General features: G+C 59.3%; 14 protein-coding genes and 1 tRNA gene. 11 read left to right on the forward strand and 4 right to left on the reverse strand.

All coding sequences use genetic code 11. From position 1 onward, the window contains the following. The first annotated feature begins 59 nt into the window (after nucleotides 1-59). The 6 genes from BN1129_RS09010 (at nucleotide 60) to BN1129_RS09035 (ending at nucleotide 5073) form a co-directional block, all read left to right on the forward strand. Complete coding sequence (locus BN1129_RS09010) at nucleotides 60-1121, forward strand: polyamine ABC transporter substrate-binding protein (RefSeq protein WP_219927925.1); 1062 nt, start codon at nucleotides 60-62, stop codon at nucleotides 1119-1121. 75 nt (nucleotides 1122-1196) lie between these two features. Continuing rightward, nucleotides 1197-2351 (forward strand): polyamine ABC transporter ATP-binding protein, encoded by a 1155-nt coding sequence (gene potA / locus BN1129_RS09015; RefSeq protein ID WP_042035915.1) that lies wholly within the window; start codon nucleotides 1197-1199, stop codon nucleotides 2349-2351. Further along, on the forward strand, nucleotides 2348-3253 hold the full coding sequence (locus BN1129_RS09020; protein WP_042035916.1) for an ABC transporter permease subunit: 906 nt from the start codon (nucleotides 2348-2350) through the stop codon (nucleotides 3251-3253). Before potA ends, BN1129_RS09020 begins: the two co-directional genes overlap by 4 nt. Beyond that, entirely contained in the window at nucleotides 3250-4092 is an 843-nt protein-coding gene (locus tag BN1129_RS09025) for an ABC transporter permease subunit (protein ID WP_042035917.1), read from the forward strand. The genes BN1129_RS09020 and BN1129_RS09025 overlap by 4 nt, the downstream gene beginning before the upstream one ends. A 45-nt stretch (nucleotides 4093-4137) precedes the next feature. Next, nucleotides 4138-4842, forward strand: coding sequence for an MOSC domain-containing protein (locus tag BN1129_RS09030; RefSeq protein WP_042035918.1), 705 nt, complete (start codon nucleotides 4138-4140; stop codon nucleotides 4840-4842). A 154-nt stretch (nucleotides 4843-4996) separates the two neighbouring features. Then, nucleotides 4997-5073, forward strand: a tRNA-Pro gene (locus BN1129_RS09035). A 265-nt stretch (nucleotides 5074-5338) separates the two neighbouring features. Here the strand turns inward: BN1129_RS09035 and BN1129_RS09040 are convergent. Together BN1129_RS09040 and BN1129_RS09045 are read right to left on the reverse strand one after the other, a co-directional pair. Then, nucleotides 5339-5866, reverse strand: coding sequence for an AbiTii domain-containing protein (locus BN1129_RS09040; RefSeq protein WP_042035919.1), 528 nt, complete (start codon nucleotides 5864-5866; stop codon nucleotides 5339-5341). 123 nt (nucleotides 5867-5989) lie between these two features. Continuing rightward, a complete protein-coding gene (locus tag BN1129_RS09045; protein WP_042035920.1) occupies nucleotides 5990-6454 on the reverse strand; it encodes a thioesterase family protein in 465 nt (154 codons plus the stop codon). 133 nt (nucleotides 6455-6587) lie between these two features. On the opposite strand from BN1129_RS09045, the gene recQ reads away from it, so the two are divergent. Then, entirely contained in the window at nucleotides 6588-8411 is a 1824-nt protein-coding gene (recQ, locus tag BN1129_RS09050; RefSeq protein ID WP_042035921.1) for an ATP-dependent DNA helicase RecQ, read from the forward strand. Nucleotides 8412-8461: 50 nt separating this feature from the next. Here recQ and BN1129_RS09055 read toward each other — a convergent pair whose 3' ends face one another. Then, the gene (locus BN1129_RS09055) at nucleotides 8462-8761 is read right to left on the reverse strand and encodes a c-type cytochrome (protein ID WP_042035922.1); all 300 of its coding nucleotides are present in this window, start codon (nucleotides 8759-8761) and stop codon (nucleotides 8462-8464) included. Between the two features lie 104 nt (nucleotides 8762-8865). Between BN1129_RS09055 and BN1129_RS09060 the strand changes: the two genes are divergently transcribed. From BN1129_RS09060 to BN1129_RS09070, 3 genes are all read left to right on the forward strand, one after another. Then, nucleotides 8866-10293, forward strand: coding sequence for a protein adenylyltransferase SelO (locus tag BN1129_RS09060; protein ID WP_042035923.1), 1428 nt, complete (start codon nucleotides 8866-8868; stop codon nucleotides 10291-10293). A gap of 10 nt (nucleotides 10294-10303) precedes the next feature. Then, nucleotides 10304-10594, forward strand: coding sequence for a DUF3630 family protein (locus BN1129_RS09065; protein ID WP_042035924.1), 291 nt, complete (start codon nucleotides 10304-10306; stop codon nucleotides 10592-10594). 169 nt (nucleotides 10595-10763) lie between these two features. Then, nucleotides 10764-11438: a 7-cyano-7-deazaguanine/7-aminomethyl-7-deazaguanine transporter gene (locus BN1129_RS09070; protein WP_042035925.1), complete on the forward strand. Its 675-nt coding sequence runs from the start codon at nucleotides 10764-10766 to the stop codon at nucleotides 11436-11438. A 270-nt stretch (nucleotides 11439-11708) separates the two neighbouring features. Here BN1129_RS09070 and rraA read toward each other — a convergent pair whose 3' ends face one another. Next, nucleotides 11709-12194 carry a ribonuclease E activity regulator RraA gene (gene rraA, locus BN1129_RS09075; protein WP_021138460.1) on the reverse strand — a complete coding sequence of 162 codons (486 nt, stop codon included), beginning with the start codon at nucleotides 12192-12194 and terminating at the stop codon, nucleotides 11709-11711. A 146-nt stretch (nucleotides 12195-12340) separates the two neighbouring features. Here rraA and BN1129_RS09080 point away from each other — a divergent pair, with 146 nt between their 5' ends. Then, the gene (locus BN1129_RS09080; RefSeq protein WP_042035926.1) at nucleotides 12341-12529 is read left to right on the forward strand and encodes a hypothetical protein; all 189 of its coding nucleotides are present in this window, start codon (nucleotides 12341-12343) and stop codon (nucleotides 12527-12529) included.

Genomic DNA, 12529 nt, shown 5'->3' on the forward strand with positions numbered 1-12529 from the left:
CACTGGCATACCAAAAAACATGAGGACTGATATACGTGCACACAACCAAGATAGTGACGATGGCCCTGGCGTTGGGGTTGGCAAACGTGGCCCAGGCAGCCCCAGTGGTTCATTTTTACAACTGGTCCGATTATATCGGCGAGACCACCCTCAGTGACTTTCAGCAGGCAACCGGGATCCGGACCGTCTACGACGTGTTTGATTCCAACGAGACCCTGGAAGGCAAGCTGCTGACCGGACGCACCGGTTACGATCTGGTGGTGCCTTCCAACAATTTCCTGGCCAAGCAGATCAAGGCCGGTGCGTTCCAGAAGCTGGATCCTGCCCTGCTGCCCAATCTGGTCAATCTGGATCCTGTGTTGCTCAAGCAGCTCGACAAAGTGGATCCGGGTCATCAGTACGCCGTGCCCTACCTGTGGGGTACCAATGGCATCGGTTACAACGTTGACAAGGTCAAGGCCGTGCTGGGGGTCGACAAGATTGACTCCTGGGCCATGATTTTCGAGCCGGAAAACATGCAGAAGCTGGCCCGTTGCGGCGTCGCTTTTCTCGACTCGGCCGACGAGATGATCCCGGCGGCGCTCAACTATCTCGGGCTAGATCCCAACAGCCAGGAACCGGCCGATCTCAAGCGTGCCGAGAGCCAGTTGCTCAAGGTGCGACCCTATGTGGCCTACTTCCACTCCTCCAAGTACATAGGCGATCTGGCCAATGGCGACATCTGCGTCGCAGCCGGCTTCTCCGGCGACATATTGCAGGCGGCGGCTCGTGCCGACGAGGCGGGCAAGGGGATCAAGATTGCTTACAGCATCCCGAAAGAGGGGGGCAACCTCTGGTTCGACATGATGGCGATCCCGGCGGATGCCACCAATGTGAAAGAGGCGCACGCCCTGATCAACTACGTACTCCAGCCAGAGGTGATAGCCAAGATCAGCAACCATGTGGGCTATGCGAATCCCAATGCCAAGGCGGGAGAGTACATGGACGAGAGCGTGCGTGATGACGAGTCCGTCTATCCACCCCAGGCGGTGCTGGAACGGCTGTATGTGCAGCAGGCACATCCCCGTGCGGTGCAGCGTCTGATCACCCGGAGTTGGACCAAGATCAAGTCCGGAACCTAACCTTGGCGCCCGTTCGGGGGCGCCAGACTGTTTTATGGATCGGCCCAGGCCGGTATCACGTTTGGGAGTTTGGTAATGGCGATAGCCTCCAGTGCCTACAAGAAAGCCCTCGAGGGCAACCAGCAGCGCAAAGAAGTGCTGGTTAAGATTGACAGGGTAAGCAAGCAGTTCGATGAAACGCTGGCGGTCGACAACGTGTCCCTCAACATCCACAAGGGCGAAATCTTCGCCCTGCTGGGGGGGTCCGGTTCCGGCAAGTCGACCCTGCTGCGGATGCTGGCTGGATTCGAGCGCCCCACCGAGGGGCGCTTGTTTCTCGATGGTGTCGACATCACCGACATGCCGCCCTATGAACGTCCCATCAACATGATGTTCCAGTCCTACGCTCTGTTCCCCCACATGACGGTGGCGCAGAACATCGCCTTCGGTCTCAAGCAGGATGGCCTGCCCAAGGCGGAGGTGAATGCGCGGGTGGAGGAGATGCTCAAGCTGGTGCAGATGACCCAGTATGCGCGCCGCAAGCCGCACCAGCTCTCCGGTGGTCAGCGCCAGCGGGTCGCCCTGGCCCGTTCCCTGGCCAAGCGCCCCAAGCTGTTGCTGTTGGACGAACCCATGGGAGCACTGGACAAGAAGCTGCGTTCCCAGATGCAGCTGGAGCTGGTCGAGATCATCGAGCGCGTCGGTGTAACCTGCGTCATGGTGACCCACGATCAGGAAGAGGCCATGACCATGGCCGAACGGATCGCCATTATGCATCTGGGCTGCATCGAGCAGATCGGCAGCCCCATGGATATCTACGAGACTCCGGCCAGCCGGCTGGTGTGCGAGTTCATCGGCAACGTCAACCTGTTCGACGGTCTGTTGGTGGAGGATGAGCAGGACCATGCCACCATCGCCTGCGCCGACTTGGAACAACCCATCTACGTGGGCCACGGCATCAGCTCCCGCGCCGAGAACAAGAAGGTGACCTACGCCCTGCGGCCGGAAAAACTGCTGATGAGCACCCAGAAACCGACCGAGATTGAGCACCCGGACTTCAACTGGACCAAGGGTGAGGTCTATGACATCGCCTATCTGGGCGGCCACTCGGTTTACCACATCCAGCTGCCCTCGGGCAAAATCGTTCAGGCTTTCATCGCCAACGCCGAACGCCACGGCAAGCGGCCAACCTGGGATGATCAGGTGTTCCTCTATTGGGAAGATGACAGCGGCGTGGTGTTGCAATCATGAAGGCATTGAGACGACTGAAGCGACTGGGTGGGCGCCAGCTGGTGATCGGCATTCCGTTCTTCTGGCTGTTCCTCTTCTTCTTGCTGCCCTTCATCATAGTGGTGAAGATCAGCTTCGCCGAAGCGGACGTGGCGATCCCGCCCTACACGGACGTGGTGAGCTGGGCCGACAATCAGCTCACCATCTTGCTCAACATGGGCAACTACCTGCTGCTGTGGGAGGATGAACTCTACATAGCGGCCTATCTCGGTTCTCTCAAGATTGCCTTCGTCAGCACCCTGCTCTGTCTGCTGATCGGCTATCCCATGGCTTACTCCATCGCGCGGGCCAACAAGGAGACCCAGACCGTTCTGCTGCTGCTCATCATGATGCCGACCTGGACCGCGATCCTGATCCGGGTCTATGCGTGGATGGGGATCCTCAGCAACAACGGTCTGCTCAACAGCCTCTTGCTGGGGATCGGGGTGATCGATGAACCGCTGCAGATCCTCAATACCAACCTGGCGGTTTATATCGGCATCGTTTACTCCTACCTGCCGTTCATGGTGCTGCCGCTCTACGCCAACCTGGTCAAGCACGATCAGAGCCTGCTGGAGGCGGCCTCTGACCTCGGTGCCCGCAACCTGACCCGCTTCTGGCAGATCACGGTGCCGCTGTCCAAAAACGGCATCATAGCCGGCTGCATGCTGGTGTTCATTCCCGTGGTGGGCGAATTCGTGATCCCGGAACTGCTCGGCGGCCCCGAGACCCTGATGATCGGCAAGGTACTGTGGCAGGAGTTCTTCAACAACCGCGACTGGCCTGTGGCGTCGGCCCTGGCGGTGGTGATGCTGGCAGTGCTTATCGTGCCCATCATCCTGTTTAACCGCAACCAGGCGAAAGAATTAGAGGGCAAGGTATGAAGCGTTTCGGTTTTGCCAAGCTGATGTTGTGGCTGGGGCTGCTGTTTATCTACCTGCCCATGGTCATCATGGTGATCTACTCCTTCAACGCCTCCAAGCTGGTGACTGTGTGGGGGGGCTGGTCGCTCAAGTGGTACTTCGGCCTGCTCGACAACAAACAGCTGATAGGCTCTGTGCTGCGCTCGCTGGAGATTGCGCTCTATACGGCGGTTGCCGCCGTGGCGCTGGGGACGGTGGCGGCCTTCGTGTTGACCCGGATCCCGCACTTCCGCGGCCGGACCCTGTTCGGCGGGCTGGTGACGGCACCCCTGGTGATGCCCGAGGTGATCACGGGTCTATCGTTGTTGCTGCTGTTTGTGGCCATGGCCCAGCTGGTGGGTTGGCCTGCCGAGCGTGGCATGGTGACCATCTGGATCGCTCACACCACCTTCTGTACCGCCTATGTGGCGATCGTGGTGTCGGCGCGCCTGCGGGAGCTGGATCTCTCTATCGAGGAGGCAGCCATGGATCTGGGTGCAAAACCCTGGAAGGTGTTCTTCTTGATCACCATCCCCATGATAGCCCCCTCGCTGGCGGCGGGTGGCATGATGTCGTTTGCTCTGTCGCTGGATGATCTGGTGCTGGCGAGCTTTGTCTCGGGTCCGGGGGCGACTACCTTGCCGATGGAGGTCTTCTCGGCGGTGCGACTCGGCGTGAAACCCGAGATCAACGCGGTAGCCAGTCTGATCCTGTTATCGGTGTCGCTGTTCACCTTTGGTAGCTGGTACCTGATGGCCAAGGCTGAGAAACGCCGTCGCGCCGAGATAGCCATGACCACCCAGATGCAGGCCGTCGTCTGACGCCATGATAAGATCCGCCTACTCTCGTCAACCTGGAGGATGAGTATGCGGATCTCCCTTTTTAGCGGTCGTGGCACCGAGCTGGTGCCCGGCCTCACCACCTCCATTCACAAGCAACCGATCTCTGCGTCCGTTCGCTGTACCTTTTCCGGTCTGGAAGGCGATGAGCAGTGTGACCTGCGCCACCACGGTGGCCCGGATCGGGCGCTCCACTACTATCCTGCCGATCACTATCCCTGGTGGCAGACCTGGCAAACCGCCATGGGCCTTGCTGCGCCCCGCACACCCTGGCAACCCGCCGCTTTTGGCGAGAATCTGTCCGGCCTTGGGTTGACCGAGCAGCAGGCCTGCATTGGTGATATCTATCGGTTCGGTGAGGCGCTGATCCAGATAAGCCAGCCGAGATCCCCCTGTTTCAAGCTCAACCAGCGTTTCGGTTATGGTCAAATATCACAGGTGATACAGCTCAATGGCCGCTGTGGCTGGCTGTTGCGGGTGCTGGAGGAGGGGGCGGTCGCACCGCAGGAAACTATGGTGCTGGTCGACAGGCCCTATCCCGCCCTGACGGTGAAGCGGACCGCCGATATCCTGTTCAATCTGGTACGGGACGAAGCGGATCTGCTGTTGCTGCTGGAGAACCCGGCGCTCTCTCCCAATTGGCGCCAGCATGCGGCCAACTGGCTGGAACATGGGAAGGTGGCCGACTGGCAGCGCCGCTTGCTGGGACCCGCCGAATTTCAGCTTCCCTAGGGTGGGTTGGAGAAATGTCACGCCCTTACGCCCTTTCTGTGAACCCGGTGCCAAAGCGCTGAATAGTTGAACGAACGGCCATTTTTTTCCCTTAAAACACAAAAAAGGCTTGTGTCATGTCGGGGCATTAGGTAAATTCTCGCCCCGCAGACATCGGTGTGTAGCGCAGCTTGGTAGCGCACTTCGTTCGGGACGAAGGGGTCGGAGGTTCGAATCCTCTCACACCGACCATATTAGAAAAGGCCGCTCAATGAGCGGCCTTTTCGCATTCGGATTTTACCGATCCCGGTACGGAATGTCTGGCTGGTTGTGGCATGCCGAGGTCGTTGCAGCTTTCTTGCCCATCTTTCCTGGTGCCGTCGTAGTGTGCAGGCATTAAAAGGGCCACCGCTCGGTGGCCCAGGGTGGAGTCTGATCCTGACTCCGGCACTCTAGATTGTGGCAATCTCGCTATGGGTCTTGTCTATGGTGCCCTCCTTGCGCGCAAGGCGCTTACTCAGATATGCCAGTGCTGATGCCGCAATGCCTTGAAGCTGTGTTGAGGTTGCAAGGCCGCGTGCTTGGGGTACTCACTAATGAAATGTTCGATTCCCTCCATCAGTTGTGAACGTAATGAAGACACGGGTTCATGCCAGGCTTGCAGGCATAAATGGCCGGGGATCAACTGCTCCTGATAATCTTCCAGCAGCTGCTCTGGCCAGGGTTCAATACCAGAATTGCGTTGCAGTAGATAATGGGTGGCGGGTTCACGGGCATAGATGAACTGAATCTGGGCCAGATCGCGTTGGCTTAGCGTTTGACTGTTGATATGACAGGTCAAATATTTTCCCGTCTTCAGATCCAAGAAGTGACCGCGTTGCCGACAGGCTACGATGCGATACCAAGGCAGGGGCGAACAGAGAGAGTATCCCTCAAGCTCCTGTTCCAGCCAGTGGCGACACTCGGGTGTCTGCACCTCGTCGAGCATGGACTCGATCTGTGTCAACAAGGCTCTGGATGGTTTGGTGGCCCGTTTCGTACTCATCGCCTGCAATCCTCCCTCTGCACACAATCCCGAATGTCAGTATGGACCCGTGGGCGGCAGAGGGGGTAACGATTCTAATGATTAAAATCAGATTAGCAGTGTTGTTTTTATGCAATCGGTGAGTCAGCCCACCAGATAGGTGCCGGTCCCGAAGGCGATGTGGGTGCCCTCTTCATTGTGCAGTTCCATCCGGGCGACGGCGACCTTACTGCCGGCACGGATGATGTGGGCGGTGGCGATGAACTCGTTGCCGCGGCCCGGGCGCAGGTAGTCCACGCGCAGGTCTATGGTGCCGAGGCGGGAGAAGCGCTCTTTGAGGTAGTTGGGGGAGAAGTCTTCCAGCTCGTCGATGCAGGAGGCGGCGACTATCATGCCGCCGGCCACATCCAGCAGGCTGGCGGTGACGCCGCCGTGCAAGATGTTGTGGAAGGGGTTGCCGATTAGCTTGTCATCCATCTTGATGCGCAGCTCCACCTTCTCGAAGTCGTAGTGGGTCACCTGTATGCCAATCAGCTTGTTGAACGGCATCCGCTCGGCGAACAGGTTGGCAATACCACTGAGCGCCATCTTCTTCAGCATGTGTTTCATTCTCTGATACCGCTCCCTGTCATCAACGCCGAGTAAAAACGCCAGCCAGTCTGCAACACATCATTAACAGTCGCAATGGCAGGTTTATTGTGAGCGGCGGCTGCTTTAGAATGGCGACCCCAAAGGAGAGCCCATGACCGTCATTGCCGAAACCTTGCCCGATACACCTCTTGCCCTGTTGCAGGCGGTATTCGGCTACCAGCAATTTCGGCCGGGCCAGCTGGAGATCATCGAGCAAATAGTGGCGGGACGTGATGCCATGGTGCTCAAGCCCACCGGTGGCGGCAAGTCACTCTGCTTCCAGATCCCGGCGCTGCTGCGCCCCGGGCTCGGGGTGGTGGTCTCCCCGCTTATCTCGTTGATGAAGGATCAGGTCGATAGCCTGCGGGCCAACGGTGTGGCGGCCATCTACATCAACTCGGCCCTGAGCCGGGAGGAGATGATCCAGAACTTTGCCGCCATGCGCCGTGGCGAGATCAAACTGCTGTATGTCTCCCCCGAGCGCTTGCTGCAGCATGAGTTCATGGATCGGCTGGCGGAGCTGCCGCTCGGCTTGTTCGCCATCGACGAGGCCCACTGTGTCTCCCAGTGGGGTCACGATTTTCGGCCGGAATACGCGGCGCTCGGGCGGCTAAAGCAGTGGTTCCCCCAAGTGCCAGTCGTGGCGCTCACCGCGACCGCCGACGAGGCGACCCGCAGCGACATGCTGCACCGGTTGGAGCTTAACGATCCCTTCGTCCACACCGCCAGCTTCGACAGACCCAACATTCGCTACAGCCTGGTGGAGAAGTTCAAGGCGGCGGAGCAGTTGCTGCGCTACGTGCAGAGCCAGAAGGGCAACTGCGGCATCGTCTACTGCTCCAGCCGCAACCGTGTGGAAGAGGTCGCAGAGCGCCTCTCCCGCCATGGCAGCAAGGCGGCGCCCTACCACGCCGGCCTGCCGTTGGCCCAGCGCCAGCAGACCCAGGATGCCTTCCTCAAGGATGACATCGAGATAGTGGTGGCGACGGTGGCGTTCGGCATGGGTATCGACAAGCCGAACGTGCGTTTCGTGGTGCACTACGACATTCCCAAGAACATCGAGTCCTACTATCAGGAAACGGGCCGGGCTGGCCGTGACGGTACCCCGGCCGAGGCGCTGCTGCTGTACGATCCCGCCGACATAGGCCGGGTGCGGCGCCTGCTCGACAACATAGAAAATCCCCAGCAGTTGCAGGTTGAGCAGTACAAGCTCAACGTGATGGCGGCCTTTGCCGAGGCGCAGACCTGCCGTCGTCAGGTGCTGCTCAACTATTTCGGCGAGTACAACGACAAGCCGTGCGGCAACTGCGATATCTGTCTGGATCCGCCCAAGAGTTATGACGGTACCGAAGATGCCCAGAAGGCGCTCTCCTGCGTCTGGCGGGTGGGCCAGAACTTCGGGGTGGGTTACGTGGTGGAGGTACTGCGTGGCTCTCTCAACCAGCGCATCAAGGATCACGGCCACGACAAGCTGTCGACCTACGGCATCGGCAAGGATCAGAGTCACGAGTACTGGATGAGTGTGATCCGCCAGTTGATCCACAAGGGGCTGCTGACCCAGAACATCACCCGCAATCTGGTGCTGCAGCTGACCGAAGCGGCCCGCCCTGTGCTGCGTGGTGAGATGAAGCTGGAACTGGCGGTGCCACGGTTGCAGCCCATCTCCAGTCGCAAGGAGAAGCGCAACGGCCTGCTGGACAACGCCAACTACGACAAACGGCTGTTCAAGGAGCTGCGCGGCCTGCGCAAGCAGATCGCCGAGGATGAAGAGGTGCCGCCCTACGTGGTGTTCAACGATGCGACCCTGGTGGAGATGGCCCAGCTGATGCCGATGACCGAGGGCGAGATGCTGGCCATCAATGGCGTCGGGCATCGCAAGCTGGAGCGCTTCGGCGAAGCCTTTATGGACCTTATCATCGATTACTGCCGCCGCTAGGAAAGCAGGTCCATCAGGAATGGGGCGCCCGTCCGCCGGGCACCACGAGGCTATTTCAAGCCGGCGTAGTAGGCCGCCAGGTTCTCCATATCGGCCTCGGTTAGCGGGGCCATGAAGGGCAGCATCAGGGGTTCCTTGCGACTGCCCTCCTTGAAAGCTTTCAACTGCTTCACCAGATAGGCGTGGTTCTGGCCAGCCAGATGGGGATAGCCGGGGATCAGTGCCTTGCCTTCAACCCCATGGCAGGCGGAGCAGACCACCGCCTTGGCCTTGCCCGCTTCGATATCGGCCGCCTGGGCTTGTCCCCACAACAACATCAGCAGGGGCAGGGCGCCCAACCATCTTTGCATCTTTTTCCCCTTGAAATGAAATAGCGCGATCGCCTGTTAGCCTGAGTGGGCCGACGGCGGTATAAAGAGTGACACGAGCATACGCAGGGACGAATCGCACTACCATGAAGCTGATCAACACTTTTGCCACTGAACTGCCCTGGGCCTGTGAGCCCGTGGCCCCCCAGCCGCTGCACGAACCTAGCTTGCTGCACCTCAACCACAGCCTGCTGAACGAGCTGGGACTGGGCGATGTCAGCGAAACAGACTGGCTTGCCTGCTGTGGTCTGGGTCAGCCGCTGCCCGGTATGCAGCCGGTGGCCCAAGTCTATGCGGGCCATCAGTTCGGCGGTTACAGCCCACGCCTCGGTGATGGGCGTGCGCTGCTGCTGGGTGAGCTGCGGGCGCCGGATGGTCAGGGCTGGGATCTGCACCTGAAAGGGGCGGGCAAGACGCCTTTCTCCCGCTTTGGTGACGGTCGCGCCGTGCTGAGATCCAGCATCCGCGAATATCTCGCCTCAGAGGCGCTCCATGCCCTCGGCATTCCCACCACGCGTGCGCTGGTACTGGTTGGCAGCAAGGAGCCTGTCTACCGGGAGCAGGAAGAGACGGGCGCAACCGTGCTGCGAACTGCTCCCAGCCACCTGCGGTTCGGTCACATCGAATATTTCGCCTGGAGCGGGCAGGGGGAGAAGATACCGCTGCTCATCGACTATCTGCTGCGTCACCACTTCCCCGAGCTGGACAGCGGGGCTGAGCTGTTTGCCGAGGTGGTACGGCGTACCGCGCGGCTCATCGCCAAGTGGCAGGCGGCGGGCTTCTGTCATGGGGTGATGAACACCGACAACATGTCGCTGCTCGGGCTGACCCTGGATTACGGCCCCTACGGCTTCATCGATGCCTATGTGCCCGATTTTGTCTGTAATCACTCGGATCCGGGCGGTCGCTATGCACTGGATCAGCAACCCGCTGTGGGTTACTGGAATCTGCAAAAGCTGGCGCAGGCGTTGGCAGACCATGTGGATGGCGACGCCCTGGCCGCCGCGCTGGCCCAGTACGAGCAGCAGCTGATGCTGCACTACTCCGAGCTGATGCGCGCCCGGCTCGGGTTGGTGGTGTGGGAAGAGGAGGACCCGGCGCTGTTCCGCGAGCTGTTCCAACTGCTGGCAAGCCAGAGAGTGGACTATCACCTCTTCCTGCGCCGCCTGGGTGAGCTGACTCAGCAGGGGGAGTGGCCAGCCGCTCTGCTGGCTCTGCTGCCGGATCCTGCGCGCTGGCAGCAGTGGCTCGCGCTCTATCGGGCGCGACTGGTGCGGGAGGGAAGCGAGGATGCCGTCCGCAGGCGGCAGATGGATGCCATCAATCCCAAGTACGTGCTGCGTAATGCCCTGGCCCAGCAGGCGATAGATGCCGCTGAGGCGGGGGATATGACTCCGTTCGAGCGGTTGTTTGCGGCCTTGCAGCATCCCTATGACGAACAACCCGAGTATGACGACCTGGCGACACCGGTTCCCCGGTGGTATTGCGGTGGCGAGCTTTCTTGCAGCAGTTGAGGGATGAGAGATGGATTGGCGTGTAACGCGGACAGACACGGAGTCAGCCGTGCTGATGCTGGATTGCCCCGGGCTCTGCTGGGATACCTTCCCGGCGCTGGCAGGGACTTTGCTGCAGGAGTGGGAGCTCAGGCTGCTCGACAAGGAGTGGGGCGCCGATCGTCACGGCTGGTTGCTGGAATTTGAAGGGAGTCAGTTCAGGCTGGAGTATGAACACCATAGCGGTTGCTGGCTGACGGCGGTGCAGCCGGTCGATCGCGAGGTCTTGTTCTGGCTTGGCTGTCAGCATAACAAAGGCTGAGCGGGCTGCTTGGGGGGCATGACCTTGCCCTTTGATGACAATGGCCGCTGGTTGAATCAATAGCATAAAGATTGAACTATCAGTTGGGGGGCGTATAATCGCGCCCCTCAATTATCGCCAATGGTGGCGGTATGGGTTCCCTAACCCCATTAACCAAAAAGGTCACAATATGAATCTGACCCCTGCTCAGCACCAGACGGCGCTGGTGCGTCTCTCGTTGTTCCACATCCTGATCATTGCCAGCAGCAACTATCTGGTGCAGCTGCCGATTACCATCTTTGGCTTCCACACCACCTGGGGTGCCTTCAGCTTCCCGTTCATCTTTCTGGCCACCGATCTGACGGTGCGGATTTTCGGTGTCGGTCTGGCCCGCAAGATCATCCAGACCGTGATGCTGCCTGCGCTGGCTGTTTCCTATGTGCTCTCCGTGCTGTTCTTCGAGGGCAGTTATCAGGGCATGGGCAATCTGGCGGAGTTTAACCTGTTTGTGGCTCGCATCGCGCTGGCCAGCTTTATGGCCTATCTGGTGGGCCAGTTTATGGACGTGGTGGTATTCAACCGCCTGCGGCGGCTCAGGGCCTGGTGGGTGGCACCCGCCGCCTCGACCCTGTTTGGCAACCTGGTGGATACCATCGCCTTCTTCAGCATCGCCTTCTGGCGTAGCACGGATCCCTTCATGGCCGAGCACTGGGTCGAGATCGCAACCGTGGACTATGTGTTCAAGTTGCTGATAAGCCTTGGTCTGTTTGTGCCTCTCTACGGCGTCTTACTGCGTTATCTCAGCAGCAAGCTGGTGGGTGAGGCCGGATTGGCCGGCCTGCAAGCGGCGACGCGCCAAGCCTGACGCAATTGACCATCCCCCGGGATGGTCAATTTTTTTGCACTTTTGGCAAATAAGAGTTGCTTAGTTAAATGAGAATGATTATTGTTAACTTGTTTTCCGGGAAAGACTTCATTCGTTCCAACGTGATGGACTTCTTGTGAAGGCACGACATTGCTCACATTGCTTCCAGTTATAGGGCCAGTTCTTCTGGCCCTCTTTTTTTGTTTTTTTCAGCAAGTGACAGCCATAAAAAATGGGAGCCAAGGCTCCCGTCGTTACATAGGTTGCGGCTTACTCGATATCGAGCGCCTCAGGGGAGAGGATCACCCCCGTGGTATCGGCGTAGAGGTGGTCATCGGGCAGGAAGGTGACGCCACCGAAGTTGACCGGCAGATCCGTCTCCCCCACGTCCTTGCTGTCGGCGCCCACCGGAATGGCAGCCAGTGCCTGAATGCCGATATCCAGATCCTCCAGGATGTCGACTTCGCGCACGCAGCCGTAGCAGACGATGCCTTCCCACTCGTTCTCGGCTGCTGTAGTGGCAATTTCGCTATCGATCAGGGCACGGCGCATGGAGCCACCGCCATCGATCAGCAGCACGCGGCCGACGCCGTTCTCTTTAACGAGCTCACGGATCAGGCCATTCGATTCGAAGCATTTGACTGTGGTGATGACGCCGCCGAAAGAGGCACGGCCGCCGAAGGAGCAGAGCATGGGTTCGAGCACATCCACCATGTCCTGATAGATGTCGCACAGTTCTGAAGTGTTGTATTCCATAGTGTCAAATCCACGGCTGGAAACAGGTGGGATCCAGTATAAGGAGTGGGACTGGCATTTCAATGAATATTCCTTGAACAACAACGGGGATAGCGTTTTCTGCGTAATCTCCATGCAGTCAATGCCCTGTTCGTGAGAGGTCCATCGTGCTGATCCGTCCTAAGTTGATCCTGAACACAGTGCTGGCGGCCAGCGAGGTGAACCGCAACGTCAACAACATCCGCGACATCGCCCAGGAGGCGGGTCTGATGGCGGAGGAAAATGCCACATCCAGCCATGGCTTGACCGAGCAGGCCAAGCTGCTCAATCAGGCGGTGGCTAGGTATCGGGTCTAG

The sequence above is a fragment of the Aeromonas popoffii genome, assembly GCF_000820025.1.
Lineage (GTDB): Bacteria > Pseudomonadota > Gammaproteobacteria > Enterobacterales > Aeromonadaceae > Aeromonas > Aeromonas popoffii.

Excerpts from the sequence above, each read along its gene's own strand:
- BN1129_RS09020 (WP_042035916.1), top strand. The coding sequence starts at position 2,348 with ATGAAGGCATTGAGACGACTGAAGCGACTGGGTGGGCGCCAGCTGGTG.
- recQ (WP_042035921.1), top strand. The coding sequence starts at position 6,588 with ATGACCGTCATTGCCGAAACCTTGCCCGATACACCTCTTGCCCTGTTG.
- BN1129_RS09045 (WP_042035920.1), bottom strand. The coding sequence starts at position 6,454 with ATGAAACACATGCTGAAGAAGATGGCGCTCAGTGGTATTGCCAACCTG.
- BN1129_RS09065 (WP_042035924.1), top strand. The coding sequence starts at position 10,304 with ATGGATTGGCGTGTAACGCGGACAGACACGGAGTCAGCCGTGCTGATG.
- BN1129_RS09030 (WP_042035918.1), top strand. The coding sequence starts at position 4,138 with ATGCGGATCTCCCTTTTTAGCGGTCGTGGCACCGAGCTGGTGCCCGGC.
- BN1129_RS09055 (WP_042035922.1), bottom strand. The coding sequence starts at position 8,761 with ATGCAAAGATGGTTGGGCGCCCTGCCCCTGCTGATGTTGTTGTGGGGA.
- BN1129_RS09025 (WP_042035917.1), top strand. The coding sequence starts at position 3,250 with ATGAAGCGTTTCGGTTTTGCCAAGCTGATGTTGTGGCTGGGGCTGCTG.
- BN1129_RS09010 (WP_219927925.1), top strand. The coding sequence starts at position 60 with ATGGCCCTGGCGTTGGGGTTGGCAAACGTGGCCCAGGCAGCCCCAGTG.
- BN1129_RS09070 (WP_042035925.1), top strand. The coding sequence starts at position 10,764 with ATGAATCTGACCCCTGCTCAGCACCAGACGGCGCTGGTGCGTCTCTCG.
- rraA (WP_021138460.1), bottom strand. The coding sequence starts at position 12,194 with ATGGAATACAACACTTCAGAACTGTGCGACATCTATCAGGACATGGTG.
- BN1129_RS09060 (WP_042035923.1), top strand. The coding sequence starts at position 8,866 with ATGAAGCTGATCAACACTTTTGCCACTGAACTGCCCTGGGCCTGTGAG.
- BN1129_RS09040 (WP_042035919.1), bottom strand. The coding sequence starts at position 5,866 with ATGAGTACGAAACGGGCCACCAAACCATCCAGAGCCTTGTTGACACAG.
- potA (WP_042035915.1), top strand. The coding sequence starts at position 1,197 with ATGGCGATAGCCTCCAGTGCCTACAAGAAAGCCCTCGAGGGCAACCAG.